Source organism: Mesorhizobium sp. B2-4-2, from assembly GCF_006442845.1.
Lineage (GTDB): Bacteria > Pseudomonadota > Alphaproteobacteria > Rhizobiales > Rhizobiaceae > Mesorhizobium.
The window spans coordinates 140,792-166,688 of sequence record NZ_VFVM01000002.1 but is presented as its reverse complement, the minus strand read 5'-3'; the positions used below and the strand labels follow the sequence as shown (position 1 = coordinate 166,688).

General features: G+C 63.7%; 22 protein-coding genes. 3 read left to right on the top strand and 19 right to left on the bottom strand.

Annotation, left to right across the window (positions count from 1 at the left end):
• The 13 genes from FJ942_RS04485 to FJ942_RS04425 all read right to left on the bottom strand — a co-directional run bounded on the left by FJ942_RS04485 (window position 1) and on the right by FJ942_RS04425 (window position 14,289).
• On the bottom strand, window positions 1–909 hold the full coding sequence (locus FJ942_RS04485) for an endonuclease/exonuclease/phosphatase family protein (protein WP_140496298.1): 909 nt from the start codon (window positions 907–909) through the stop codon (window positions 1–3).
• A gap of 108 nt (window positions 910–1,017) precedes the next feature.
• Window positions 1,018–2,568 (bottom strand): sodium:proton antiporter, encoded by a 1,551-nt coding sequence (locus FJ942_RS04480; RefSeq protein WP_140584316.1) that lies wholly within the window; start codon window positions 2,566–2,568, stop codon window positions 1,018–1,020.
• 128 nt (window positions 2,569–2,696) lie between these two features.
• On the bottom strand, window positions 2,697–3,761 hold the full coding sequence (locus FJ942_RS04475; protein ID WP_140897281.1) for an ABC transporter ATP-binding protein: 1,065 nt from the start codon (window positions 3,759–3,761) through the stop codon (window positions 2,697–2,699).
• Window positions 3,762–3,777: 16 nt separating this feature from the next.
• On the bottom strand, window positions 3,778–4,569 hold the full coding sequence (locus FJ942_RS04470) for an ABC transporter permease (protein WP_140496301.1): 792 nt from the start codon (window positions 4,567–4,569) through the stop codon (window positions 3,778–3,780).
• On the bottom strand, window positions 4,566–5,480 hold the full coding sequence (locus FJ942_RS04465; RefSeq protein ID WP_140496302.1) for an ABC transporter permease subunit: 915 nt from the start codon (window positions 5,478–5,480) through the stop codon (window positions 4,566–4,568). Before FJ942_RS04465 ends, FJ942_RS04470 begins: the two co-directional genes overlap by 4 nt.
• Before the next feature lie 64 nt (window positions 5,481–5,544).
• The gene (locus tag FJ942_RS04460; RefSeq protein ID WP_140522419.1) at window positions 5,545–6,651 is read right to left on the bottom strand and encodes an ABC transporter substrate-binding protein; all 1,107 of its coding nucleotides are present in this window, start codon (window positions 6,649–6,651) and stop codon (window positions 5,545–5,547) included.
• 240 nt (window positions 6,652–6,891) lie between these two features.
• Window positions 6,892–8,064: an iron-containing alcohol dehydrogenase gene (locus FJ942_RS04455; RefSeq protein ID WP_140496304.1), complete on the bottom strand. Its 1,173-nt coding sequence runs from the start codon at window positions 8,062–8,064 to the stop codon at window positions 6,892–6,894.
• Between the two features lie 17 nt (window positions 8,065–8,081).
• Window positions 8,082–9,467 (bottom strand): aldehyde dehydrogenase family protein, encoded by a 1,386-nt coding sequence (locus FJ942_RS04450; protein WP_140496305.1) that lies wholly within the window; start codon window positions 9,465–9,467, stop codon window positions 8,082–8,084.
• Between the two features lie 30 nt (window positions 9,468–9,497).
• Window positions 9,498–9,902: a type II toxin-antitoxin system VapC family toxin gene (locus tag FJ942_RS04445; protein ID WP_224518925.1), complete on the bottom strand. Its 405-nt coding sequence runs from the start codon at window positions 9,900–9,902 to the stop codon at window positions 9,498–9,500.
• A gap of 8 nt (window positions 9,903–9,910) precedes the next feature.
• A complete protein-coding gene (locus FJ942_RS04440) occupies window positions 9,911–10,363 on the bottom strand; it encodes a hypothetical protein (protein ID WP_140879564.1) in 453 nt (150 codons plus the stop codon).
• A gap of 61 nt (window positions 10,364–10,424) precedes the next feature.
• Window positions 10,425–11,795 carry a glutamine synthetase family protein gene (locus FJ942_RS04435; protein WP_140897280.1) on the bottom strand — a complete coding sequence of 457 codons (1,371 nt, stop codon included), beginning with the start codon at window positions 11,793–11,795 and terminating at the stop codon, window positions 10,425–10,427.
• Window positions 11,796–11,894: 99 nt separating this feature from the next.
• Complete coding sequence (locus FJ942_RS04430; protein ID WP_140496309.1) at window positions 11,895–13,451, bottom strand: amino acid permease; 1,557 nt, start codon at window positions 13,449–13,451, stop codon at window positions 11,895–11,897.
• A 19-nt stretch (window positions 13,452–13,470) separates the two neighbouring features.
• Window positions 13,471–14,289 (bottom strand): N-formylglutamate amidohydrolase, encoded by an 819-nt coding sequence (locus tag FJ942_RS04425; RefSeq protein WP_140897279.1) that lies wholly within the window; start codon window positions 14,287–14,289, stop codon window positions 13,471–13,473.
• A 143-nt stretch (window positions 14,290–14,432) separates the two neighbouring features.
• Between FJ942_RS04425 and FJ942_RS04420 the strand changes: the two genes are divergently transcribed.
• The 3 genes from FJ942_RS04420 (at window position 14,433) to FJ942_RS04410 (ending at window position 19,819) form a co-directional block, all read left to right on the top strand.
• Window positions 14,433–15,257, top strand: coding sequence for a MurR/RpiR family transcriptional regulator (locus tag FJ942_RS04420; protein ID WP_140496311.1), 825 nt, complete (start codon window positions 14,433–14,435; stop codon window positions 15,255–15,257).
• A 279-nt stretch (window positions 15,258–15,536) separates the two neighbouring features.
• Window positions 15,537–16,691 carry an efflux RND transporter periplasmic adaptor subunit gene (locus FJ942_RS04415; RefSeq protein ID WP_140665938.1) on the top strand — a complete coding sequence of 385 codons (1,155 nt, stop codon included), beginning with the start codon at window positions 15,537–15,539 and terminating at the stop codon, window positions 16,689–16,691.
• Entirely contained in the window at window positions 16,688–19,819 is a 3,132-nt protein-coding gene (locus FJ942_RS04410) for an efflux RND transporter permease subunit (protein WP_140496313.1), read from the top strand. The genes FJ942_RS04415 and FJ942_RS04410 overlap by 4 nt, the downstream gene beginning before the upstream one ends.
• Before the next feature lie 55 nt (window positions 19,820–19,874).
• Here FJ942_RS04410 and FJ942_RS04405 read toward each other — a convergent pair whose 3' ends face one another.
• From FJ942_RS04405 to FJ942_RS04380, 6 genes are all read right to left on the bottom strand, one after another.
• Window positions 19,875–20,282, bottom strand: a complete 408-nt coding sequence (locus FJ942_RS04405) for a GtrA family protein (RefSeq protein WP_140496314.1) — start codon at window positions 20,280–20,282, stop codon at window positions 19,875–19,877.
• Window positions 20,279–21,100, bottom strand: coding sequence for a ChbG/HpnK family deacetylase (locus FJ942_RS04400; protein WP_140496315.1), 822 nt, complete (start codon window positions 21,098–21,100; stop codon window positions 20,279–20,281). The genes FJ942_RS04405 and FJ942_RS04400 overlap by 4 nt, the downstream gene beginning before the upstream one ends.
• Window positions 21,097–22,083 (bottom strand): glycosyltransferase family 2 protein, encoded by a 987-nt coding sequence (locus FJ942_RS04395; protein WP_140560287.1) that lies wholly within the window; start codon window positions 22,081–22,083, stop codon window positions 21,097–21,099. The genes FJ942_RS04400 and FJ942_RS04395 overlap by 4 nt, the downstream gene beginning before the upstream one ends.
• Window positions 22,076–23,242, bottom strand: a complete 1,167-nt coding sequence (locus tag FJ942_RS04390) for a glycosyltransferase family 87 protein (protein ID WP_140556521.1) — start codon at window positions 23,240–23,242, stop codon at window positions 22,076–22,078. Before FJ942_RS04390 ends, FJ942_RS04395 begins: the two co-directional genes overlap by 8 nt.
• Before the next feature lie 228 nt (window positions 23,243–23,470).
• The gene (locus FJ942_RS04385; protein ID WP_140897278.1) at window positions 23,471–24,508 is read right to left on the bottom strand and encodes a zinc-binding dehydrogenase; all 1,038 of its coding nucleotides are present in this window, start codon (window positions 24,506–24,508) and stop codon (window positions 23,471–23,473) included.
• A 50-nt stretch (window positions 24,509–24,558) separates the two neighbouring features.
• The gene (locus FJ942_RS04380) at window positions 24,559–25,797 is read right to left on the bottom strand and encodes an acyl-CoA dehydrogenase family protein (RefSeq protein WP_140496319.1); all 1,239 of its coding nucleotides are present in this window, start codon (window positions 25,795–25,797) and stop codon (window positions 24,559–24,561) included.
• Window positions 25,798–25,897: the final 100 nt, after the last annotated feature.

The window sequence follows — 25,897 nt, the reverse complement described above, 5'->3', positions numbered from 1 at the left end:
TCATCCGCCTCCGGGGCCGGCGGGCGTTTCGAGATCGATGTCGATCCTGACCGGAAAATGATCGGAAGCCACTTCGCCAATGTCCGAGCTGACCGAGCGCACACGACCGGCAAACAGGCCGCCGACGAAGCAATGATCGAGCCGGCGCTTTGCCAGCCTGCCGTCGATGATCTTCTCATGCGTGTGGAAGTCATCCGCCGGTTCAATCGCCACGGCAGCGGCATCGACGAACCCATCCAGATAGGCGGCACCGCGATGATAGGGCGTGCCGCCGACGATGCGGCGGTATTCGGCGCTGCCCGGCTCCATGTTGAAATCGCCCATCCAGATCGCCGCCAGCGGGTTCTCCGGCTCTGGCTCGCCATTGCTCCAATTGCGCGCCGGCTCGTCGTCGGCGCCGCTCCACGGCCCCCCATCGGAGGGCGCCCGGCGATGCTCGGCAAGCAGATAGTCGATCTGCTCGAGCCGTTCTTCAGCCGCGACATGGGCGAGATGCAATGAAAGCACCCGCACCGGACCCGCCGGCGTGCGGATCATGCATTCGAGCGCCGCGTTGCGGGTGTTGAGCGGCCGCAGTGTGCGGCGCATCGGCAGCGCATGCAGCCGCGACCAGACGATCGGCAGCTTCGACAGCACCATGGTGCCGAACTGCCGGCGCCGGTTGACGATGCGGCCGTCGCGCTGTTCGCTGGCGTCCATGTCGAAGGCCGGGCCGTAGACCCAGTGATAGTCCGGCAGCAGCCGCGAAAGCAGCTCTGGCTGGTCGTCGAAATTGCTGCGCTGCCAGTGCCGCTCGACCTCCTGCAAGGCGATGACATCGGCGCCGGCAACAATGCGCGCGGCGCGCGCCGGATCGTAGAGGCCGTCGCTGCCGAACCCGTATTGGATATTGTAGCTGACCAGCTTCATTGCTCATCCGGCTCAGTTTGGTGACGGCAGTACCGTTTCGACGGCGACCTTGCAATGGACCGCCGCGGCGGCCCGGCTGGGCCACGACGCAAAAGCCCCTCGCCTCGCCTAGGTCGTCAGCGGCTGGAACCGTCCCGCCGGGGAAGCCGCCAGCTCCGACCAGTCGATTTCTTCCTCCAGCCGGTGATAGGCCTCGTCACCGATCGTCCCGTTGCGGCGAAGTTCTTCCAGCGCGTCGCGCTGGCGCTTGATGGCATAGAGCCGCAGCCGGTCGTACTCGGTTGCTGCCTGGGCGTCGTCGGGGTTCTTGGCGACCTTGCGCTGTGCGGCATACTGCTCGCGCACCGCCGCCGCCGCGGTCGAGGTCTTGCCGCTCAATATGTCGAGGGCCGCCTGCATGATGGCGACACGGGCCTGCGCGACCTCGCGGTCTATGGTCTCGTCCGGTTCGAGACGAAGCAGGCGCAGCAACGGCTTCAGGCTCATGCCTTGCAGGACAAGCGTGCCCAGCACCACGCAAAAGGCGGTGAGCACGATCGGATCGCGGCCGGGGAAGTCCGCCGGCAATGCGAAGGCAGCCGCCAGCGTCACCAGGCCGCGCATGCCGCACCAGCCGATCAGCACCCCGCCGCGAAACGACGGCACCTCTTGCCGCTGCTCCGCATTGCCGAAGCGGGCAAGCCATCGGATCACGGCGCCGCAGCCCAGCACCCAGGCAAGGCGGGAAACGATGACGACCGCCAGGATCGTCCCTGCAAACAGGAATGCCTCGGACTGTCCCTGCTCGGCCAGGCGACCGACGATCAGCCGCGCCTGCAGGCCCATCAGCACGAAAGCCAGCACGTTAAGCACGAACACCGCCGTCTCCCAGACGGAATAGGAGCTGACGCGCTTTCTGGCCGACATGCGCCGCGGTGCGGTGCGCGCGATGGTCATGGCATAGACGACGATGGTGATGATGGCCGAGAGCCCCAGCCTGTCAGCCAGGATCCAGACGCCGAACGTCCCGGCGAACTGCACGACGGTGCCGCTCGCCGCATCTTCGATACGTCCAAGCATCGCCTGGGATAGGCGGCCGAGAAGATAGCCCGCGGCCAGGCTGCCGATGGTCGACAGCAGGACCATCGGAACGGCGCTGCCCAAAAGAACGGGACCGGCGGCGGCGGTGATCGCGATGCGATAGATCAAAAGCGCGGTGGCGTCATTGAGCAGGCTTTCGCCCTGAAGGATGGCCGTGATGCGGTGCGGCACTTTGAACTGCCCGAGCACGGCGCTCGCGGCAACCGCGTCCGGCGGCGCCACGATGGCGCCAAGGGCTATGGCGGCAGCGATCGGCAGGCCGGCCATTTTCCAGCCGACCAGTGCCACGACGGCGGTCGTGAAAACGACCGCGCCAAGCGCCAGCAGCACAAGCGGCAGCCTGTAGCGGTTAAGATCGCGCAGCGATGTGTCGTAGGCCGCGTCGAGCAGCACCGGCGCAATGAACAGCGCAAGCGCCAGTTCCGGATCGATCTCGATCGTCGGCGCGCCGGGCAGGAAGCCAAGGCCGGCGCCCGCCAGCGCCAGCAAGGCGGGGTAAGGAACCTGCAGGCGCCGCGACAGCGCCGTCAGCGCAACGGCGATCAGCAGGAGGACAAGGGTGAACTCAAATAGCGCCATGGCTCATCGTAGCGGCGAAGCGGAGCTCTTGGCAGTGGCAAAGCGGCAGGATGCTGTTGATTGTCCAATAGGAGTGCATCGTCCGGCAACTGGACCGGTGGCCGGATCGGCAGGGCGCTTCGGCCGCGTCAGTGCAGCACCAGCAGGTCGCCCGACGAGAAGGAAATCTCCGCCTTCTCACCGACGGCCGGCGGTGGCGTCGTCGAACTGTTGAACGTGTCGAGCGAAACGGTGTTGCCGCCGATGCCGACCCGGACCCGGATCACCGAGCCGAGAAAGTGCACTTCGGAAATCTCGCCGGACAGGCTTGAATCGCGGCCGGGCTGGCGGCCGAGCGAAATGGCTTCCGGCCGCAGCGCCAATGACAGCGTATCGCCGGACTTCGAGCCGTTGAGCCTACCCTTGAGCGAGACTTCCTCGGTGTTGACACGGACCTTGCCCGACGCCGCGTCGGTGACGGTGCCTTCCAGCACATTCAGCGTGCCGACGAAATTGGCGACGAACTTGGTTGCCGGCCGGTTGTAGATCTCGAACGGCGTGCCGACCTGCTCGGCCTTGCCGCCATACATCACCGCGATGCGGTCGGAGATCGACAGCGCCTCTTCCTGGTCATGGGTGACGAAGATGGTGGTGATGCCGAGCTTCTTCTGGATCGAGCGGATTTCCTCGCGCAGCGAGACGCGCACCTTGGCATCAAGCGCCGACAGCGGCTCGTCGAGCAGCAAGAGCTTCGGCTTCGGTGCGATGGCGCGGGCCAGCGCGATACGCTGCTGCTGGCCGCCCGAGAGCTGATAAGGATAGCGGTCGGCCATCTGCGGCAGCTTGATGATGCCCAGCATTTCGGCGACACGGGCATCGATATCAGCCCTGGACATGCCGGCGACTTTCAGTCCGAAGCCGATGTTCTGCGCCACGGTCATGTTCGGGAACAGTGCATAGGCCTGGAACACCATGCCGACATTGCGCTGGTTCGGCTTCAGCCTGGTGATGTCCTTGCTGCCGACGACGATCTTGCCGGCCGACGGCTCCTCGAAGCCGGCGACCATGCGCAGCACCGTCGTCTTGCCGCAGCCTGACGGGCCGAGGAATGAGACGAACTCGCCCGGTTCGACATCGAGATTGAAATCCTCGACAACAGTGGTGGCGCCGAAGGATTTTCGCACATGCTGGATGGAGAGGAATGGCTCGGCCATGGCTTTTTCTTTCGGGTCAGTTCGGACGATTAGCCGATTTCGGCGCGAAGCGCGACAGGATCTGGATCAGCGACATGCAGCCCCAGGTGATGACGAAGGCGATGATGGCAAGGGCCGCCGGCTCATAGGCGCGGTTGGCCCCGACATTCTGCAGATACGGGCCGAAAGCCGGCCGGTTCAGCAAGCTCGCCATCGTAAACTCGCCGATGACGATGGCGAATGTCAGGAAGGCGCCGGACAACACCGCAATCAGCACATTGGGAAGGATGACGCGGGTGATGATCGTGCCCCAGCCGGCTCCGAGGATCTGGGCCGCTTCCGTCAACGTCCGCACGTCGATGGTTCGGAGCCCCGTATCGACGGCACGATACATATAGGGCAGCGCCAAGGTCGCATAGCCGATGACCAGCAAGGCATTGGTTCCCATATCGGACCCGAGGAACGGCAAGGGTGAATTCGAGCCGTACATCCTGATATAGCCGAAGACGATGACGATGGCCGGAATGACCAACGGCAAAAGCGTGATGAACTCGACGATCGGCCTGAGCTGCGGCAGCCGCAATCGGATCCAGTAGGCCGCCGGCACCACGATCAGCACACCCAGAATGATGGTGAAGATGGCGGCGACCACCGAATACAGGAAGGTCGCCTGGAAACGCGCGTCGCCGAGCACGATCCGGTAGGCGTCGAAGGAATAGGCGCCGCGCCGCATGCGCATGGAAAATTCCACCGTCGCGATCAGCGGGATGAAGAAATAGGCCGCGCCGAGGATGAAGACCACCCAGGCCCAGAATTTGCCCGACTTCATTTCAGCCACCTCTCGGAACGGGTCCGGAACCAGATGTAGAAGACATTGGCCAGGCCGGTGATGACGATCATGCCGAAGGCGATCGCGTAGCCGAGATGGGCATTGTGCAGCACGTCGCCGCGGATTTGCGCGTAGAGCAGGATCGGCACGATGTTGAGCGACGAGCCGGTCAGCGCATAGGCGGTGGCGATCGCCCCGAAGGCGTTGGCGAAAAGCAGGATCACGGTGCCGAGAAAACTCGGCCAGATCACCGGGATGACCACGATGCGCCAATATTGCGCGGTGGTCGCGCCAAGCGTGGCGGCAGCTTCACCCCATTCCTTCTTCAAGCCATCGATCGCCGGCGTGATGATGACCACCATCAGCGGGATCTGGAAATAGACATAGGTCAGCGTCAGGCCCCAGAAGGACAGGATATTGAAGCCGTGGGCATAGATGTTGAGGCCGAACACGGTGTTCAGGATCACCGTGGCAAGACCGAGCCGGCCGAGCGTGGCGAGGAAGGCGAAGGCCAGCGGCACGCCGGCGAAATTGGAGGCAACGCCGGAAAAGGTCAGGGTCGCCGAGCGTATCCAGTCCGGCAGCCCGCCGCGCACGATGGCGATGGCGATGGCCAGGCCCGCGAAAGCACCGATCAGCGCCGAGGCCAGGCTAACCTTGATCGATATCCAGTAAGCGGCAACGATCGACGGCTGCGCCAGAGCGACGATGTTTTCGAGCGTGAATTCGCCGGCATCATTCTGGAACGCGCCCAGCATCAGATAGAGCGTGGGCAAAATCAGGAACATGATGGCGAAGATGAAGAACGGTGCGACGCCGAGCCATTGCGTCGGCAATCGCAATGCGCGTGCCTCCGCGGGCGGCGCAGTCTTGCCTGCGGCATCGTGATTGGAAAGCGAGAGATCGGTCATGCGCCGGCTACCGTCTTCGAGGGGGAACCGGGCGGCCGCGAAGCCGCCCGGTGGATTTCAACTGTTACTTGACGTTGGCACCGACAACGGAGTCCCAGTTCTTGGTGACGGCTTCCTTGGCCTTGCCCTGCTCGTCCAGCGTCGGGAACACCGCCGAAGCATAGGCTTCCGCCGGCGGCAGCTTGGCCAGCACGTCCGCCGGGATCTTGCCGTTCTTGGCGAGATCGTTGAAGCGGATCGGGTGGCAATAGCCCTTGAGCCAGCCGATCTGGCCTTCGTCGGAATAGAGATATTCCATCCAGAGCTTGGCTGCGTTCGGATGCGGCGCATAGGCGCTGATCGCCTGCACGTAGACGCCGGCGACGACGCCGGTCTTCGGCACGACGACGTCGACCGGCGGGTTGCCCTTCAGCGTGTCACGGCCGGCGAGCGCGTTGTAGTCCCAGTTGATCAGAATCGGGGTCTGACCCTGGGCGAGTGTCGCCGGCTTGCCGATGACCGGTACGAAGTTGCCGGCGGCATTGAGCTTCTTGAAGAAGTCGAGGCCGGCGGTGCCCGCGGCTTCGCCAGCCGCGGCGCCACTCGAAAGGCCAGCGGCATAGACCGCCTGGATGGCCTGGTTCGAAGCGCGCGGATCACCGGCGAGAGCCACCGAATTGGCGAATTCCGGCTTCAGCAGATCGGCCCAGTCCTTCGGCGATTCCTTGACCAGATCCTTGTTCACCATCATCGCCAGAACGCCGTAGTAATCACCGTACCAGGCGCCGTCGGCATCCTTGGCGCTGTCGGGGATCGAGTCCCAGGTCGACACCTTGTAGGGCATCAGCAGGCCGTCGGCCTTGGCGGTCGGGCCGAAGGACAGGCCGACGTCGATGACGTCGGGCGCCTGCGGGCCCTTATTGTCCTTGTTGGCCTTGATCGCCTCGACCTCGTCGCCCGAACCGGCGTCGGGATTGAGCTCGTTGATGGTGATTTCCGGATATTTCGCCTTGAACCCGGCGATGACGTCGCCGTAACCGCACCAGTCATGCGGCAGCGCGATGGTGGTAAGCTGGCCTTCCGCCTTCGCGGCCTTGACGAGATCGTCCAGCGGAGCCGCGGACGAAATCACCGTCGACGCAAACAGCGCCGCGGCCGAAAGGGAAAGCACTTTCCCCGTGAATTTGAACATGTGTTCTCTCCGTTGAACTGACGCCGTTGGACGCCTGCGATGCGGTATCGTTTTCGTGTGACAGCCAGATGAAAGCTTTATGAAACCCCACCGCTGGCAGCACGAAAGTTAACTCCTTTTAATCAACTGTAGCAATTAGCCACCACTTAATTTTCCGGCTAATTACTTTTGCCTTGCACTTCACCCCTTTCCCCTTGGTTGCCCCTGATTTTCCAGATCAACTTTACCCTGAAAGCGGTATCACACCGTCCCAGCGATTGCATTTTCGAGCAGCGTCAGCGCTGCTTTCTTGGTCAGCTTGACCGGGTTGCCGCCGGCTGTCGGATCGACCACCGCCATATCGGCGATCAAGGCCTTGCGCTTCTTGTCCATGTCGAGCCCCTTGATCAGGCCTGGCAGCGCATGCGGCACCTTCAATTCCTTGCGAAGCTTGATGACAGCCTTGGCGAAGCCGTCGAAGCCGCCTCTTATGCCGCAATAGGCGGCGAGCCGCGCGATGCGGTCCTCGATCGCCTCGCGATTGAAGGCGAGCACATAGGGCATGAAAACCGCATTGGTCATGCCGTGATGGGTGTCGTAGAGCGCCCCGATGGGATGCGACAGCGAATGGATCGCCCCCAGCCCCTTCTGGAAGGCTGCCGCGCCCATCGCCGCGGCGCTCATCATGTTGGCGCGGGCGACCAGATCCCTGCCGTTGGCATAGGCCTTTGGCAGGTTCTCGAAGACAAGCCTGATGCCTTCCACGGCGATGCCGTCGGCCATCGGATGGTAGCCCGGCGCGCAATAAGCCTCGAGGCAATGGGCCAGCGCGTCCATGCCGGTGCCGGCGGTGATGAAGCCCGGCATGCCGACCGACAGTTCCGGATCGGCAATGACGATCGCCGGCAGCAGCTTCGGATGGAAGATGACCTTCTTGGTGTGGGTCGCCTCATTGGTGATGACGCCGGCGCGGCCGACTTCGGAGCCGGTGCCGGCGGTGGTCGGCACCGCTATGATCGGCGCGATCGCGTCCGAGTTGGCGCGTGTCCACCAGTCGCCGATGTCCTCGAAATCCCAGACCGGCCGCGTCTGTCCCGCCTGGAAGGCGATCAGCTTGCCAAGGTCGAGCGCCGAGCCGCCGCCGAAGGCAATGACGCCGTCATGCTTGCCCTTCTTGAACACCGCGATGCCGGCGGTGAGATTGGAATCGACCGGATTCGGCTTCACTTCGGAGAAAACGCCGTAGGGCACTTTTGCGTCATCGAGGATTTTCAGCGTCGAAGCGACGACCGGCAGTTTCGCCAGCCCCGGATCGGTGACGAAGAGCGGCCGCTTGATGCCGGTGGCGGCGAGCACCTCGGGCAATTCCTTGATGCGCCCGGCGCCGAAGCGAACGGTGGTGGGGTAGTTCCATTTGGAGATCAGCTTGGACATGTTTGTCTTTCAAAAAATCAGATGGCTTCGCGCAGGTGGAAGGATTTCGGCCGGGTCAGGTTGTCGTAGCCGATGGCGGACAAGCCGGCCCCCTTGCCGGTGTCCTTGACGCCGGTCCAGACCAGCGCCGGGTCGAGGTAGTCGCAGCGGTTCATGAACACCGTGCCGGTCTCGACGCGGTCGCCGATCGCCACCGCATGCTCGGTGTCGCGCGTCCAGATCGAGGCGGTCAGGCCGTAGGGGCTGTCGTTCATCAGCGCGATCGCCTCCTCGTCGTTGCGCACCTTCATGATGCCGACGATCGGGCCAAAACTTTCCTCGCGCATGACGCTCATCTGATGGTCGACGCCGGTCAGCACCTCCGGCGCGAGATAGGGCGAGCCGGCCTTGTCTTGAGCCACCTTCATGTTGATATGCGCCTTGGCGCCCTTGCGCAGCGCCTCGGCCTTCTGCTCGCGGATCAAGTCGGCGAAACGGGCCTGCGCCATCGGCCCCATCGTCGTCGCCTGTTCGAGCGGGTTGCCGACGACATAGTGTTTCGTCTCGGCGATGAAGCCTGCGACGAATTCGTCATAGACCTTCTCATGCACATAGACGCGCTCGATGCCGCAGCAGCACTGGCCGGAATTGTAGAAGGCGCCATCGACCAGATTGGCGACTGCATGGTCAATCTTGGCGTCGGGCAGCACATAGGCAGGATCCTTGCCGCCAAGCTCCAACCCGAGCGTCATGAAGGTGCCGGCCGCTGCCTTTTCGATGGCGCGGCCGCCGGCGACCGAGCCGGTGAAATTGACGTGGTCGATCTTGCCCGAGCCAAGCAATTTTTCTGTCTGCGCGTGGTTCAGCACGATGTTCTGGAACACGCCCTTGGGCAGGCCGGCTTTGTCGAAAGCCTGTTGGAAACGCTCGCCGACAAGCAGCGTCTGCGCGGCGTGTTTGAGGATGACGGTGTTGCCGGCCATCAGCGCCGGCACGATCGTGTTGACCGCGGTGAGGTAAGGATAGTTCCACGGCGCGATCACCATGACCACGCCGAGCGGATCCTTCTTCACATAGCGGCGGAACCCGTCCTTCGGATTGGAAGCCGGGACCGATTTCAGCGCCGCCTCGGCGATTTCGACCATATGGCTGGTGCGTTCCTTGACGCCGCCGAACTCGCCGCCATAGCGCACCGGACGCCCCATCTGCCAGGCGATCTCCGGCACGATCTCGTCGGTCATGGCAACCAACGCCTCGAGCATCGCCAGCATGTACTTGCCGCGCTCGGCGATCGGAGTCTGCGCCCACTTCTCCTGCGCTGCCTTGGCGCGCTCGACAGCGGCATTGACCGCCTGGTCGGTGGCGATCGGACGCTCGGCATAGACCGAACCATCGATAGGGGATTTGAGTTTCACGATTTCCAAGAAGATGTCTCCATATCGAAAGGCAAAGCGTCAGCAGGCAAGGGCGCGAACATGCCCCGCTCTCGCATAATCCAGTATCGACTGATCGCGCGTCACGAGCGTCAGATCGAACGCCCGTGCCGTCGCGATCAATATTCTATCTGCCGGATCGCCGTGAAGCGATCCGGGCAAGAAGGACGATTCAATCAACAAGCCCGGCGAAAGAGCCTCCACCTTGATGCCTGGCGTGGCGATCACTTCCCCAAAAATGCTTGTTGGCGACTTTGCTGCCGCCAACCGGCCCTTGGCGCTCAGCAGGCCCAATTCCCAGGCCGAAATGGGGGAAACCCGGATCTTCTCGTCAACAGCCGCGGCGGTATTGATCGCAGTCTTGGCTTCCGGCCTGATCGGCTCGTTCAGCGCTATCCATATGATCGCGCACGTGTCGAGCAGCAACCTATGCGTCACGGCTGCACATCAGGCTCAAAAGCCGGCCTAGTGTAATCATGCCCTGGGCAAAGCGTAACCTTGCCTGTCCATATGCCGAAAAGCGGATGGTCGATATTTTCCCGTGGAAGTTCGTAGCTAGCCTGCGCTGGCTCCGCCATTCCCGGAGGAGTCTTGTCCATGGTAGCCATGTTCGGCTTTCGATAGCCCTCGGGCCATCCCTCCAGTTTAAAATCCACGCGTTCGTTCGCAAGGTCGACATGGGACGCCCGATAGTTTGCGCGCAACCAGGCGCGTGCCTGGCTGTGCCCGTTCGGGCTGTTCGCCCACCATTCCTCCCGCTGTCGCGCCGACGGCGGCAAGCGGCCGCCTATTATTTGCTCAATCTCCGCGAAGCTCATGGACATATGGCCTTGGCCCGAGAACAGAAGATGCTCGAAAAGCGGATGGTATTTGGTTCCTTCGGTCATCGCATAAATCTAGTTCAATCCGCGTTTCCGATCAAGGTAAGGGTAGTAACTTACTATCTTTCTAGTATCGCTCGAACCCCCTGTGCAGTTCCCAATCCGTAATGCGGCGGTCGTATTCGAACTGCTCCCATTTGGCGGTGTGGACGTAGTGTTCGAGCACGTCCTCGCCAAGCGCCTGTTTCAGCATCTTGGACTTGGCCAGCGAGTCGGTGGCGTCGCGCAGCGTCTTCGGGATCTCCGGCAGGCGCGAGGCCTGATAGGCGTCGCCGACGAAGGGCTTTTGCAGCTCCAGCTTCTCGTCGATGCCGGCAAGGCCGGCGGCGATCAACGCCGCGAAGGCAAGATAGGGATTCAAGTCGGCGCCGCCGATGCGGCATTCCATCCGGATGCCCTTGGTGCCTTCGCCGCACAGGCGGAAGCCGGCGGTGCGATTATCTTCGCTCCACATGATCTTGGTCGGCGCGAACGTTCCGGCCTGGAAGCGCTTATAGGAATTGATGTAGGGCGCCAGGAACCAGGTGAACTCCTTGGCGTATTTAAGTTGGCCCGCCGCCCATTGCTGGCCGAGGCTCGACAGCGTCCAGTCGGCTTGTCTGTCGAAGAAAAGCGGCGTCTTGCCGTCGGCGCTCCAGAGCGAATTGTGGATGTGGCTGGAATTGCCGGCGAGCCCGTAATTGTACTTGGCCATGAAGGAAATCGCCTTGCCTTCGGATTCGGCGATCTCCTTGGCGCCGTTCTTCAGGATGACGTGGCGATCGGCCATGTCGAGGGCCTCGGCATAGCGCACATTGATCTCTTCCTGACCCGGCCCCCACTCGCCCTTCGAGTTCTCGATCGGGATGCCTGCCGCTTCCATCTCGTTGCGAAGCCGTCGCATGACGCCTTCTTCCTTGGTGGTGATGCCGATCTGATAGTCGCCGATATAGGGCGAGGCGGTGTCGAGGCCCTGCCAGTGCTTCTTGCGGGCGGAATCGTAGGTCTCGCTGAAGAGGTAGAATTCGAGCTCGGAGGCGAAATAGCCGATATAACCGCGCTCCGTCAGCCGCTTGACCTGCTTCTTCAGGATGGCGCGCGGGGAATGCGGCAGGTCGTCATGGGTGTGGTGATCGAGCACGTCGCAGATCACGAGCGCTGTCTTTTCCAGCCACGGAATGCGCCGCAGCGTCGCGAGGTCGGGCTTCATGACGAAATCGCCATAGCCCTTCGACCAGCTTGCCGCCTTATAGCCGGGCACCGGCTCCATATCGATGTCGGCGGCCAGGAGATAGTTGCAGCCATGCGTCTCGTCATGCGCGGAATCGACGAAGTACTGGGCCAGGAACCGTTTTCCCGCCAGCCGTCCCTGCATATCGACGATGCAGGCCAGCACCGTGTCGATCTCCCCGCCGGAAACCGCTTTCTTCAACTGATCGAACGAGAAATTTCCGGCCATTCCTTTGGCGCTCCAGTGCTTGTCATTTTGGGCTTGTCGATTTCGAAGGGTCGAAGCCATGGCCGGCGATGCGCGGGCCATGGCTGTGAGATGCTGGCCTCAGTGGCCGGTTTCGCCGACGGCCTGCTCAGCCGCCTTGATCGCCGCCTGGCGCGCCGCGATGATGTCGCCGAGCGGCGGACCCTGGAAGCGGTTGCGCTCGAAGGCAAACCAGACGATCGCGGTCAGGATGAAGAAGCCGACGGTGATGTAGAGCGCCCAGTCGTTCGGCGGCTGGATGCCAATGACGAAGATCAGGATCATCGACACGATCGACAGGACCGCAAACAGCATGAACACGCCGCGCCCCATGTTCCACGGTCCCATCTTGTCCCATTTGGGCGTGCCCCAGGCCAGCATGCCGAGCACGATCGGCACGGTGAAGGACAGGAACAGGAAGATGACGGTGCAGGACACCACGATGGTGTAGGCCGAGGTGCCGGCGACCGAAACCAGCGTCGAACCCCAGACGAACAGCACCGACAGGATCGATGCCGTCCAGATCGCGGCCACCGGCGTGCGGTAGGTCGGGCTGACCTTGGCCAGTGCCGACGAACCCGGCAGGCCGCCGTCACGCGAGAAGGCGAAGATCATGCGCGAGGCTGAGGTGACGGTGGCGAGGCCGCACAGCAGCTGAGCGATGAACACGACGAGATAGACGAACTCCTTGAGGCCAGGGCTGACGCGCTGGTCGAAGGCCCAGAAGAACACGTTCCAGCCTTGCTTGGCGGCATCGTCCATGTTCGGGATCATCAGCACGAAGGCGGCCAGGAACAGATAGCCGAATACGGCCGACCAGATCACCGACATGACCATGGCGCGCGGCACCGAGCTGGCCGCCTTGATGGTCTCCTCGGACGTATGCGCCGAGGCGTCGTAACCGGTGATGGTATAGATCGGCAGCAGGAGGCCGAGCGCGAACACCCAGGCATTCGAAACCGACGGCCAGACGCCGCCTCCGGCATCGCCGGAGTAGTTATGGAAGGTGAACAGCCGGCTGAAATCCCAGGTTTCGGCGGAGAGCAGGCAGACCACTGCGATCAGGATCGAGCCGAAGAAGATGAGGTAGCCCGAGAAGTCGGTGAGCTTGGCCGTCAGCTTGATGCCGAGATGGTTGATGAGCGCCTGGGCGCCGGTGATGATGACCAGAAAGATCATCTGGTTGGTCAGCGTGCCTTCGATGCCGAGCGCCGGTCCGAAGGCACCGATGAAGAATGTCCAGGTGCCGACATTGATGGCGCCGAGCACGGTGATCAGGCCGAGCAGGTTGAGCCAGGCCGTGACCCAGCCGGTGCCGCGGTTGCCCAGGATCGAGCCCCAATGATAGAGCCCGCCTGCCGTCGGATAGGCCGAGCTGATCTGCGACATGGCGACGGCGAACGTCAACGAGACGAAGCAGCCGACCAGCCAGCCGATGCCGATGCCGATGCCGCCGGCGCCCGACGTTGCCTGCGCCAGCGAATTGATGCCGCCCGACAGGATGCAGATGATGGAGAAGGAAACGGCGAAATTCGAAAAGCGGCTGAGGCGCCGCTCCAGTTCCTGGGCGTAGCCCATGCTGTGGAGGACCTTGACGTCCTCCGCCTTGTCAACTTCGGTATATCCAGGTGCTGCCATTTTTAGTCCCCTTGCGTTCTCAGCTAGCCGATTGAACTGACTTTCCCGTTGCGTGTTCCCTGGCGCCCCTGGTCTCCTCGGGCTCCAGATCCGAAAAGATGCCTGTGAGCAAATCCGCCCATTTCCGCTGCCCGGTCTCGCCGGAGATTTCATCGTTGCGGATTTCAATCATCGCGCAGGGCAGCCCGCGCGGGCGCGCATGGCGTTCCAGCGTGAAATAGACGCGGTCGGCCGGCGAATAGGGTTCGTTGACGCCGACGGTAATGCCGGCAAGGTGCCGCAGCGCCGATATCAGCGGCGCCGCCAGCCGGCGGTCGTCATCGTGGATGATGCCGATATGCCAGGGCCGGTCTCGGCCTTTGTAGACCGGCGTGAAGGAATGCACCGATACCAGCCGCGTCTCCTGGCCGCGCGCCAGCCTGTCTTCGACAATATGCTCGATGGCGCTATGGAACGGCTGCCAGGACAGGGCGACCCGCGCCGCGCGCTGCTTTTCCGACAGGCCGGTGTTGCCCGGTATGGCTGTGGTTTCGCTGACCGGCGGCACCAGGTCCGGCGCGTCAAGCGGCCGGTTGCAGTCGATGACGAGACGCGAAATGCAGGTTTCGACCAGCGTCGCATCGAGCGCCTGCGCCATGCGCAGCGCAACCGGCAGCGCGCCCGGGTCCCAGGCGATGTGACGCGACAGGTCCTCGGCGGTGAGGCCGAGCGTGCCGAATTCGGCGGGCAGGAAATTGGAGGCGTGGTCGCAGGTGAGCACGAAGGGACTCGATCCGCCCGGGTTGGTCACCCTTACGGCATCAGGCGATGCAAGGCTGGCGGGCCGTGCTTTCTCCATAGTCTGCGGTCCCCGGGGAGCGCTGTATCGTATGTTACGTATTTTGCCTCATTGCGTCCCTATGGATGATTTCATACAGTTTGCCCGGCTTTGTCAAATGCGATTTGGGGAAAACACCGTCGGCCGGGCCATGGATGGGAAAGATGATTTCCAGTATTGCCGAATTGATCGCCGACCGCATCGGCACAATGCCGGCCGGCGAGCGGCGCGCGGCCCAGACGCTGATAGCGAGCTATCCGATGATCGGTCTGAAGACTGTCGCCGAATTCTCGTCCGCGGCCGGCGTGTCCTCGCCGACGATCCTGCGTTTCGTCGCCAGGCTCGGCTTCCAGAACTATCCGGAGTTCCAGTCGAGCCTGCAGGACGAACTGGCGGCGCAATTGCAGTCCCCTGCGACCCGCACGCTCAATCCGCCCTTGCCCGGCGGCACGGCGTCGCCGATGCTGGAGGCAACGCTCGACAATATGCGCGAGACGTTCCGGCACCTGTCCGACAAGCAGCTTGCCGACATCGCGTCCCGCCTCGCAGAGCGTCGCGGCAAGACATTCCTGATCGGCGGCCGCTTCACCGATCCGCTGGCGCGCTACATGGCCGCCCACCTTGCCATCATCCAGCCTGACGTCATTCACCTCGCCGGTCAGGAAAGCATGTGGCGCGACAGGCTGATCGACATGGGCAAGCGCGACGTGCTGGTCATTTTCGACATCAGGCGCTACCAGGACAGCCTCATCCGCTTCGCCGAGAAGGCGCATCAGCGTGGCGTGCAGATCGTGTTGTTCACCGACCAGTGGCTGTCGCCGATCGCCCGCTTCGCCCGTCACGTCATCGCCGGGCGAACCGCCGTGCCTTCGGCGTGGGACTCCTCGGCGGCGCTCTTCGTCGTCGCCGAAACGCTGATCGGCGCCGTCACAAGGCAACTCGAGGCCGACGGCGCCCGGCGCATCCGCGAGATGGAAGGCCTGCGTTGATGCAGCCCGGGATAAGTCTGGAACGATTTCGGTCCGAAACTGGCGTCGGGGCGGCATAGCCAGCGTTGTAATCTCGAAAGCCCGGCTCGAAGTGAACTAAAAAATCAAAACGGCACGAACACCGGCAACGTTACGCATATTTAATGTGCGCGGACACTGAAGAATTGTCATAAAGGCACGATATCGGGGGCTTGCTTCTTGCCTTAGAATAGCCCCGCTGCGTCTGCTTATTTCGGGAAACCGGTGGACGGAAGGATTGTTTTGCCAACCGGAGTGCCGATGGCCGCCTGGAAACAGATACTTTTCGCCCTTGTGGTGCTGGTGGTGGCGGTTGCCGCCTGGCTGCGCTTTTTCCCGGGCGCGCCGGACGTGCTGGCGCGCTGGGGAATAGACTGGGCCTACGCGGCAAGGCCTCCGGCTGAAACCGGCGCCGGCACGAAATCCGCTGGCGGCGAGCGAGCCCGTCAGGTCAACGTCGTCGTCGTGCCCGCTATTTCCGCGACCATAAACGATCGGCTCCAGGCCATCGGCACCGGCCGCGCCAATGCGTCGGTGACGGTCAACCCCTACTCCTCCGGCCGTCTCGCCGAATTGCTGGTTTCGTCCGGCACCCATGTCGACAAGGGACAGGTCATCGCGACCCTTGATTCCGAAACCGAAGTGATCGCCCAGGACCGTGCCCGGCTCGCGCTTCAGGACGCACAGGCCAAGCTCGACCGGGTCAGGTCGCTGCGCGCCTCCAATGCGGCGACACCGGTCGCCGTCGCCGATGCCGAAGTGGTGCTGGCCGGTGCCAAGCTGGCGCTACAGGATGCGGAACTCGCCCTGCACCGCCGGTCTGTTCTCGCCCCGATCTCCGGCACGGTCGGCATCCTGCCGATCTCCGCCGGCAATTATGTGACCAACCAGTCGGCGATCGCCACGCTCGACGACCGTTCCTCGATCCTTGTCGATTTCCTGGTGCCGGAGCGCTTCGCCGCCGCCGTCAAGATCGGCGCGCAATTGTCGGCGACGCCGATCGCCAACCCCGGCAACAGCTATACCGGCACGGTTTCGGCCATTGACAACCACATCGACGAGAACAGCCGTACGCTTCTGGTCAAGGCGACGATCGCCAACCCGGCCGATTCGCTGCGCGCCGGCATGTCGTTCGCCATCACCATGAAATTCCCTGGCGAGACTTACCCCGCCGTCAGCCCGCTGGCGATCCTGTGGGGCTCGGAGGGCGCTTACGTCTGGGCGGTCGAGAACGGCAAGGCCAAGCGGGTGCCGGTGCGCATCATCCAGCGCAACACCGAAACCGTGTTGATCGACGCGGAACTGGACAGTGGCGACATGGTGGTGACCGAAGGCACCCAGAGCGTCAGCGAGGGCGGCGAAGTCCGCATCGCCCGCGGAGAGCAGCGCGCCGCGAACGCGGCCGAAGGCTCATGACCGGAGCCGTCAACGCCGCTAGCGAGACCGGCTTTACCGCCCTGTTCATCCGCAGGCCGGTCATGGCCTTGGTGCTGAATGTCCTCATCGCGGTCGCCGGCCTCGCCGCCTTCTATGGCGTCGAGATCCGCGAACTGCCTGATGTCGACCGCGCCGTCGTCACCGTTTCCACGACTTTCGAAGGCGCGGCGGCCGAAACGGTCGATCGCGAACTGACCGATACCATCGAGGGAGCTGTTGCCCGCGTTTCCGGCGTCAAGTCGATCTCCTCGACCTCCTCCTTCGGCTCGAGCCGCGTCACCATCGAATTCAACGACGGCGTCGATCTCAATGTCGGGGCCTCGGATGTGCGGGATGCCGTCGGCCGCGTCGCCAACCAGATGCCGGAGACGGCCGATCCGCCGCGCATCGTCAAGGCCGACGCCAACTCCGACCCCGTGATGCGCCTGGCCGTCACCTCCGACACCATGTCGGTACAGGACATGACCGTTGTGGTCCAGGACCAGATCGAGGACGAACTGGCTGCCGTTCCAGGCGTCGCGGACGTCCAGGTCTATGGCGACCGCGACAAGATCTTCCGCATCGACGTCGACCAGAACAAGCTCGCCAGCCTGGGCTTCACCGTCGCCGACCTCAGGACCGCCCTTGCCTCGGTCGCCTTCGATTCACCCGCCGGCTCGATCACCACGACCAATCAGGACCTGATCGTTCGCACCACGGCCGATGTGACGACGCCGGAAGAATTCGAGAACATCATCATTGGCGGCACGACGCGCATCCGCGATGTCGCCACCGTCACGCTCGGCCCCGACATCGGCCAGACCACGTTGCGTTCGGACGGCAAGACCGGCATCGGCATCGGCATCATCCGCCAGGCGGAATCGAACACGCTGGATATCTCCACCGGCGTCAAGGCCGCGGTCGAGAAATTGCAGGCAAACCTGCCGCAAGGCATGTCGATCAAGGTCACAAGCGACGACGCGGTGTTCGTCAACGGCGCCGTGCACGAGGTGGAGATCGCGCTCGCGCTTTCCGTCTCCATCGTTCTGGTCGTCATCTATGCCTTTCTTCTCGACTGGCGCGCCACGCTCATTCCGGGCCTGTCGATGCCCGTCGCCATGATCGGCACCATTGCCGCAATCTATCTCGCTGGTTTCTCGATCAACATCCTGACGCTGCTGGCCCTGGTGCTGGCGACGGGGCTTGTCGTCGATGACGCGATCGTCGTTTTGGAAAACATCGTGCGGCGGCGCAATCAAGGCATGGGGCCGCGTGCCGCTGCCGTGCTCGGCGCACAGGAGGTGTTCTTCGCCGTCATCGCCACCACGCTGACGCTGGTTGCCGTCTTCGTGCCGATCTCCTTCCTGCCGGGCCAGACCGGCGGCCTGTTCCGCGAATTCGGCTTCGTGCTCGCCATGTCGGTGCTGTTGTCCTGCGTGGTCGCGCTGACGCTTTGCCCCATGCTTGCCTCGCGCATGCTGTCCACTGCTGCCCTCCACCACGAGGGCGGCAACGGCGTCGGCGCACGCATCGGCGGCGCGCTGAACGCGGCCTACCGGCGCAGCCTGCATGTCTGCCTCGACGCGCCGTGGATCGTGGTGCTGGTGGCGCTGCTGTTCGCCGGCACCGCATTCGCGCTGTTCGGCACCATCCGCCAGGAATTGACGCCGACCGAGGATCGCGCGGTCGTGCTGCTTCGCATCAGCGCCCCGCAAGGCGTCAGCCTCGACTACACGACGCAGCAGATGCAGAAGATCGAAAAACTGATCCAGCCGCTGCGTGATTCCGGCGAAATCGTCAGCACTTTCGAGAGCGCCGGCCAGAACGGCGCCTATAATTCAGGCTTCATGGTGATGACGCTGGCGCCCTGGGACGAGCGCAGCCGCAGCCAGCAGGAGATCATGGCCGAGATCAGCCAACTCACCCGCCAGGTGCCCAGTGTGCGTATCTTCCCGGTGCAGCCCAACAGCCTCGGCATCCGTGGCGCCGGCAACGGCCTGCAGTTCGCGCTGGTCGGCAACGACCGCAAGGCGCTCGGCGACGCGGCCGTCAAGATCATCGCCGAGATGCAGAAGGATCCGCGTTTCCAGACACCCCGTCTTTCCATCGACCCGACGCAACCGCAGCTCTCCGTCGCCATCGACCGCGAGCGCGCCTCCGATCTCGGCATCGACATCACCGGGCTGGCCAACACCATGCAGGCCATGCTCGACGGCAACGACGTCGTCGATGTCTACATCGCCGACCGCAGCTACGGGGTGAAGCTGGTTTCGACCACCAACCCGATCAACGATCCGACCGACCTGGAGAACGTCTTCCTAAAGACGGCTGACGGCCGTTTCGTGCCGATGTCGACCATAGCCACGCTGACCGAGCGTGCCGTGCCGCCCTCGCTGTCGCGCGAGCAGCAGCAGCCGTCGGTGGCGATCACGTCCAACCTCGGCGGCGATTTCGCCCTCGGCTCGGCCCTTACGCGCGCCGAGGAGATCGCAACGCCGCTTCTGCCGCCGGGCAGCCGCATCGTGCCGTTGGCCGAGGCGGCGACGCTGGGTGAGACAAACAGCGCCATGGTCACCATCTTCGGTTTTGCCCTGGTCATCATCCTGCTGGTGCTTGCCGCGCAATTCGAGAGCTTCGTCAGCGCCATCATCATCATGGCGACAGTGCCGCTCGGCCTCGCCTGCGCCATCTTCGCGCTTCTGCTCTCGGGCACCAGCCTCAACGCCTACAGCCAGATAGGCTTGGTGCTGCTGGTCGGCGTCATGGCCAAGAACGGCATCCTGATCGTCGAATTCGCAAACCAGCTGCGCGATCGCGGACTGGGGGTGCGCGAGTCGATCGAACAGGCCTCGACCATTCGCTTGCGCCCGGTGATGATGACAATGATCTGCACCGTGCTCGGCGGCGTGCCGCTGGTGCTGGCGGCGGGCGCCGGCGCCGAGGCCCGTATCGCGCTCGGCTGGGTGATCGTCGGCGGACTGGGGCTGGCCACCGTCTCGACGCTGTTCCTGACCCCCGTCGCCTATCTCTTGCTCGGCCGCTTCGTCACGCCGAAGACCCACGAGGAGGCGCGGCTGAAGCGCGAACTCGAGGAAGCCGCCTACACCGATGTGGAGCCGGCTGAATAGGGAAATTCCAGGAGACCGTGTGGCGGGTCCGGAATTTTCGTGGGGAAACAGCCTGCTATTTCAAGAGACGGCCCTCGATCGACCAGCGCGCGGCGAGGAAATTCAGCACCGCCGCCACAACCACCCCGCCGATCTTTGCCGGCCACACGCCGACGACGCCGGCGAACAGCGCGATCGCAAGGCTGGAGACACCAAGCGAAATCAGCGCGCCGAGCGAGGCGAAGCGAAGAAAGGCATGATGCAGCCGGATGGCCGGATCGCGCTCGAACGACCAGAAGCCGTTGGCCGCGAAGGAGAAGGTGACGGCAATGAACCAGGACGCAACGTTGGCGGGCAGCGGCGGCACGTGCAGCTTGAGCAGCAGAAAGAAACCGGCAAGGTCGATGGCCGTGTTCACCAGGCCGACAATGGCGAAGCGGATAATCTTGTTGCCGGTCGAACGCCGGGACTGATCGGCACTCATGCTGTGCCGTCCATGATGCCGACACGCGCGCGAGCCAGGTTTGCGCCGAAATGATCGGAGGCGAGAACCGCGAATTCGACTTCGCGCACATCTTGCATCGGGTCGCGTGCACGCAACGTCTCGTCGACATGCCCGGGATGGCACATGAACAGTCCCTCTTCCGGCAGGCTTTCAACGGCGGTTTGCAGGGCGGGCGCGAACTTTTCCGGCTGCCGCCAGTCATAGATGCCGGCGAGCGGCGCCCTCACGGTGAAGCCGGCGCGCCGCATGGATCGGTTGAAACCAGTTGCCAGGGCGGCGATCGCCGCAATTTTCGATGCCGCCGCTCCGCTGCCGGCCAGTGCCGGCGCGCCGCGCAGCCACGGTCTGCCGGCATCTCCGGCGAAACGCCCCCGCAGCCATTTGCGCACGACAGGCAGGAAATGCACATGCTGGTGGCCGTCGATGAAATCGGGCCGGTGTCCGAGCGCCTCGACGAAGCGGCCAAATTGGGCGTCGAGCTCGGCATGGACGTCGCAGGTCTCGATGCTGCCGCGCAGGATCGGCAATGCCAGCGAGCGGAGCGGCGGCAGCCGGCCTTCCGGCGCCAGGCTCGACGGGCCGGTCACGGCCGGCTGGTCCGTCAAGGTCAGATGCAGGCCGACGGCGACCCGGCCGCACAGCGGCTTGATGCGTTCCGCCTCCCCCGGCCATTCCGCGAAACCGGTCATGCAACCGGTGCCCGTTAGCCGCCCGCGATCGAGCAGGTCGAGGATCGCCGCCGAGACGCCGGGCGCCAGGCCGTAATCGTCGGCGATCAGGCGGATGCCGCGCATCATGCCCCGGAAACGCCCGGCGCCGACCTGGCGGGAACATCGCTGCGCACGATATCGCGCACGATGTAGACCGGGCGATCCTTGCTTTCGCTGAGCGTGACCCAGACATATTCACCGATCAGCCCGAGAAGTGTCAGGTTGAGGCCGCCGAGCAACACCACGGCGACCAGCAGGCTCGGATAGCCTGGAACGGCAATGCCGTAGAACAGCACCTCGAAGAGCACTTTCGCGCCGTAGACCGCGCCGGCAAACGCCGCAAGCAGTCCGCTGAGGCTGATCAGGCGCAGCGGAATCACCGAAAAGGACGTAAATCCCTCTAGCGAAAAGGCGATCAGGTTGAGCCGGCTCCATTTCGACTTGCCGCTGGCGCGGTTTTCCGGCGAATAGGATATGGCCTTCTGGCGGAAGCCGGCCCAGGCGAACAGGCCCTTGTTGAAGCGCCTTTTGTCGCGCAGGCTGGTCAATGCGCGCGCCACGGTGCCGCGCATGACACGAAAATCGCCTGCATTCTCGGGTATATCGAACCGCTGGCTGCTGTTGATCAGACTGTAGAACAGTTTCGCCAACTGGCTGCGCCGCCAGCTTGCCCCGCGCCGGTCGTTCTGCGCGTAGACGACGTCGACGTCCGGATTCTCAGCCAGCTCGACGATCATCTTCAGGCTGGTCTCCAGGGAGTGCTGCAGATCCGCGTCCATGACAAGCACCATGTCGCCCCGCGAGTGGTCGAGGCCGGCGAGCACGGCGACCTCCTTGCCGAAATTGCGGCTGAGGCGCACGATTTCCCAGGATCCCGAAAGTGCCTGCGAAAACCGCCCGGCGCTATCGTCCCGGCTGCCGTCGTCGACCAGGATCTTGTGGACTTGCATGCCGAAGCGGCTCGACACCGCCGCCTCGAGCGCGTCGAGCAATGCCGCGAAAGCCGTCGCCGATTGCGCCTCGTTGAAGAACGGCGCCACGATATCGAGTGTCGGGCGCATCTCAGCCATGGGCGACAGGCTCCGCATTCACCAATTTTTGCCGCGCCTTGGCCCAGAACCACCATATCAGGAAGCAGGCGATGAAAGTGACCGTGATCGGCCGAAACCAGGGATAGAGAAAGTCATGCATGTGGCGCTCGACACCAGTCAAACCTGTCAGGAATAAAGTCATGGACAGCACGCAGGCCAGGACGCCACCTTTTTCTTCGCGCCACAACAGGGCAATGGCAAGGCCGGCGGGTACCGCGATCATCGCATAGGTGTTGGGCTCGACGCGCGGGTTGAAGACGCACATGTAGAAGGCGGCCGCCAGGAAGATCGCGAGTCCGGCCGCTCCTTGTTCGAGCTTGCGGTCGAACCAGAGCACGATCGAGAGCGTCAGCAGGCCGATCACGACGCGCACCGCCGTGGCAGCCGAGTCCGGAACGGGCAGCCCCATCTCGATAAAGGGCGCGGTGAAATCGGTAGGAACAAAATGGCTGGTCTTGTCGACGGCCATCGACGTCAGCATGCGGGCGAAATCGCCATACTGCTCGTTCAGGTAGCCGGCGGGAGCGAAAGCGTAGGGGATGGCGAGCACGAACAGCACCGCGAGCACCAGCACCGGTATCAGCCGCGGGCGCAACGCCCCCACCAACAGCAGCATGATGATCGCGGTCGGCTTGGCCGTTATGGCAAGCGAGGCCCAGAAAAAGGTCTCCGCACGCCGTCCTTCCAGTGCCGACAGGGTCAAGAGCCAGCAGGCGCCGGTCAGCAGGATTGTCGCCTGGCCGTTGCGAATGGCGCCCAGTGTCATCGGCAAAGCGAGAAAGAGGCCGAAGGAAAGCAGCCAGGTCTGCTCCTGTCCGCCCAGCTTGCGCACCTGCCGCGCCGCGGCAAGGGTGAGAACGGCGAAACCGAGGGCATGCCAGACCAGCCCGCCAAGATGCGGTCCCAGATTCAAGAACGGAATATAGAGCGCGGCGAAGGCGGGCGTGTAAAGGTATCCCATCTCGGACTCGAGGTCGTAGAGCGGCCGGCCGGCGAGAAACTCCACACTGCCATATCTGTAGGCGTGCAATACGGTGCGCGCATCGGGCGACCACAGGACCAGGCCAAGCACGACCGCGAATGCCCCGATCCACAGGCCAAGCCCCAGGCGGTCGAAAACCGGTTTGGAAATCCTCACCAAGCACCCCACACCAATCCGGAACAGGCCCGGTCCGGCACTGTCCCAGCGTTCATTGGCGGCGGCATATCACGGACAAAGCGGGGTGGCATAGGGGGATCGAACGGCGCGGCCGCCGATGACATTGAACGATCGCAGCCAACAAACCACCCTCTTTCCGGCCCTCGAAGGTTATAGCAGCTGTGCTCTCGATGAACCGGAATGCAGCTCAACCGCACACCCCCTGCCTTACGGCCGAATGAACACCTTGCCATTGGGCCTGGCCAGTTCCGCCGGCACGCGCGCCATCGCCTCGGCCAGCGGCACCACAGCCGTCACGTCGGTCGTCCAGCGCCCGTCGGAAAAGCGCTTCTGCGCCTCGAGGATCGCAGGACCGCGGCGATCCTTATGCTGCCGCATCCATTCGCTCAGCCAGAAGCCCTCTATGTGCTTGTGCTGGAAAATCAGCTGGCCGGGTTCGCGGATGATCGTGGCCTCGGGATCGAGCCGTCCATAGATGATCCAGCGCGAGCGCTTCGGCATGGCGTTGAAGATGGCCGAGGCCAGTGGCCCGGTCACCGCATCGAGAAAGATGCGCGGCTGTTCGGCCTTTATCACCTCGCGCAGCGAGGCTTCGAAATCGGGCGACTTCTCGTTGAGCACATGGGCGGCGCCGATTTCCTTCAGCAGCGCGATCTGCTCGTCGCGGCGCACGGTGACGATAGGCCGCAATCCTTCCTCACTGGCCAGCCCGATGATCAGCTTGCAGAGCTGGCTGGCGCCGGCGGTCATGATGAAGGCCCTTTCGCCTTCTCGGCTGACGATGTCGAACATGGCGAGCGCGGTAAGCGGATTGACGATCATGGCAGCCCCATCCTCGTCGCGCACGGTGTCGAGGAGCGGAATGCAGGCGGCGGCTTCGGCAACGGCATAGTCGGCCCATGAGCCCCAATTGGAGAGCCCGGTGGCGAAGGCAACGCGCTTGCCGACGAGGCTCTTGGGATAGGGCTCGTCGCCGCCGGCAACGACCACGCCGACGCCTTCGAAGCCGGCCGGCCGGCCCTTGAGCCGCGGCTGGCCGTACTGGCCCTTGATGAAGGCGACATCGGACGGATTGATCGACGCAAGGCTGACCTTGATCAGCACTTGCGTCGGCCCAGGTGCCGGCACTGCGATACTGCCTGGCTTGAGATAGGGCTCCATCGCCTCCAGCACGCTGCCGCTCGGCGCCCTGGTGTAGCCGTCGCCGACCAGGAGCAGGGCCTTCATTTCGGAGGGTATGGCCATTGGTGGCTGCTCCTTGGTTGTCGACGCAAGACGATGAGATGCCGGCCGGCTCAAACCTTTTCCTGCGTGTATTTCCTCAATTCAGCCCGCGCCACCTGGCGGCGATGCACGGCATCCGGCCCGTCGGCGAGGCGCAGCGTTCTGAGATGCGTCCACGAGCGCGCCAGCGGCGTGTCCTGGCTGATGCCTTGCGCGCCGAACATCTGCACCGCCTCGTCGGTGACCTTCAGAGCCATGCGTGGCGCGACCACCTTGATCTGACTGATCCAGGGCGCGGCGGCGCGCGCGTCGCCCTGGTCGATCATCCACGCCGCCTTGAGGCAGAGCAGGCGGGCCATCTCGATCTCCATCCGGCACTCGGCGATGATATCGAAATTGGCGCCGAGTTTCGCCAGTGGCTGGCCGAACGCTTCACGGCGGACCGAACGCTGGCACAGCAGCTCCAGCGCCATCTCGGCCTGGCCGATGGCCCGCATGCAGTGATGGATGCGGCCGGGGCCGAGGCGGCCTTGCGCGATCTCGAAACCCCTGCCCTCGCCGAGGATCAGGTTCGACGCCGGCACCAGCACATTGTCGAAGCGAAGATGCATGTGGCCGTGCGGCGCGTCGTCGTCGCCGTAGACCTGCATTGGACGCAGCTTGCTGACACCCTTGGTGTCCGCCGGCACGAGGATCATCGAATGCCGCCTGTGCTTCGGCTCTCCATCGGAGGTCTTCACCATGACGATATAGATGGCGCAGCGGGGATCGCCGGCACCAGAGGCCCACCATTTCTCGCCGTTCAGCACATAGCCGTCGCCGCGCCGTTCGCAGCGCATCGAAATGTTGGTGGCATCCGACGAGGCTACGTCCGGCTCGGTCATCAGATAGGCCGAGCGGATCTTTCCGTCGAGAAGCGGCTCCAGCCAGGCGTTCTTGTGCTCCGCCGAGCCGTAGCGCTCCAGCACCTCCATGTTGCCGGTGTCGGGCGCCGAGCAGTTGAAGGTCTCGGCGCCGAGATGCGCCTTGCCCATCTCCTCGGCCAGATAGGCGTATTCGACGGTGGAAAGACCGTAGCCGCGTTCCGAGCCGGTCAGCCAGAAATTCCAAAGGCCGCGCTCTCTTGCGGTCGTCTTCAGCCCTTCGAGGATCTCGGTCTGGCGCCGCGTGTATGTCCAGCGGTCGCCCGCCTTGCCGACTTCGCCGAGGAATTCCTTGTCGAGCGGCATGATCTCGTCGCGCACCATGGCCGCGACGCGCGCGTGGATCGGCCTCAGCCGCTCCGTCATGCCGAGATTCATCTCCGTCATCGGTTGCTAACCCTTCGTTCAGGCCGGGCATTTTGTCAGTGGCAAGGATGACCGTACTTCGGATAGCCTTGTCAACGCGAACGCTTTCCCCGATCCGCCG

Coding starts and splice junctions, on each gene's coding strand:
- FJ942_RS04485 (WP_140496298.1), bottom strand. CDS start 909: ATGAAGCTGGTCAGCTACAATATCCAATACGGGTTCGGCAGCGACGGC.
- FJ942_RS04480 (WP_140584316.1), bottom strand. CDS start 2,568: ATGGCGCTATTTGAGTTCACCCTTGTCCTCCTGCTGATCGCCGTTGCG.
- FJ942_RS04475 (WP_140897281.1), bottom strand. CDS start 3,761: ATGGCCGAGCCATTCCTCTCCATCCAGCATGTGCGAAAATCCTTCGGC.
- FJ942_RS04470 (WP_140496301.1), bottom strand. CDS start 4,569: ATGAAGTCGGGCAAATTCTGGGCCTGGGTGGTCTTCATCCTCGGCGCG.
- FJ942_RS04465 (WP_140496302.1), bottom strand. CDS start 5,480: ATGACCGATCTCTCGCTTTCCAATCACGATGCCGCAGGCAAGACTGCG.
- FJ942_RS04460 (WP_140522419.1), bottom strand. CDS start 6,651: ATGTTCAAATTCACGGGGAAAGTGCTTTCCCTTTCGGCCGCGGCGCTG.
- FJ942_RS04455 (WP_140496304.1), bottom strand. CDS start 8,064: ATGTCCAAGCTGATCTCCAAATGGAACTACCCCACCACCGTTCGCTTC.
- FJ942_RS04440 (WP_140879564.1), bottom strand. CDS start 10,363: ATGACCGAAGGAACCAAATACCATCCGCTTTTCGAGCATCTTCTGTTC.
- FJ942_RS04435 (WP_140897280.1), bottom strand. CDS start 11,795: ATGGCCGGAAATTTCTCGTTCGATCAGTTGAAGAAAGCGGTTTCCGGC.
- FJ942_RS04430 (WP_140496309.1), bottom strand. CDS start 13,451: ATGGCAGCACCTGGATATACCGAAGTTGACAAGGCGGAGGACGTCAAG.
- FJ942_RS04425 (WP_140897279.1), bottom strand. CDS start 14,289: ATGGAGAAAGCACGGCCCGCCAGCCTTGCATCGCCTGATGCCGTAAGG.
- FJ942_RS04420 (WP_140496311.1), top strand. CDS start 14,433: ATGATTTCCAGTATTGCCGAATTGATCGCCGACCGCATCGGCACAATG.
- FJ942_RS04415 (WP_140665938.1), top strand. CDS start 15,537: ATGGCCGCCTGGAAACAGATACTTTTCGCCCTTGTGGTGCTGGTGGTG.
- FJ942_RS04410 (WP_140496313.1), top strand. CDS start 16,688: ATGACCGGAGCCGTCAACGCCGCTAGCGAGACCGGCTTTACCGCCCTG.
- FJ942_RS04405 (WP_140496314.1), bottom strand. CDS start 20,282: ATGAGTGCCGATCAGTCCCGGCGTTCGACCGGCAACAAGATTATCCGC.
- FJ942_RS04400 (WP_140496315.1), bottom strand. CDS start 21,100: ATGATGCGCGGCATCCGCCTGATCGCCGACGATTACGGCCTGGCGCCC.
- FJ942_RS04395 (WP_140560287.1), bottom strand. CDS start 22,083: ATGGCTGAGATGCGCCCGACACTCGATATCGTGGCGCCGTTCTTCAAC.
- FJ942_RS04385 (WP_140897278.1), bottom strand. CDS start 24,508: ATGGCCATACCCTCCGAAATGAAGGCCCTGCTCCTGGTCGGCGACGGC.
- FJ942_RS04380 (WP_140496319.1), bottom strand. CDS start 25,797: ATGACGGAGATGAATCTCGGCATGACGGAGCGGCTGAGGCCGATCCAC.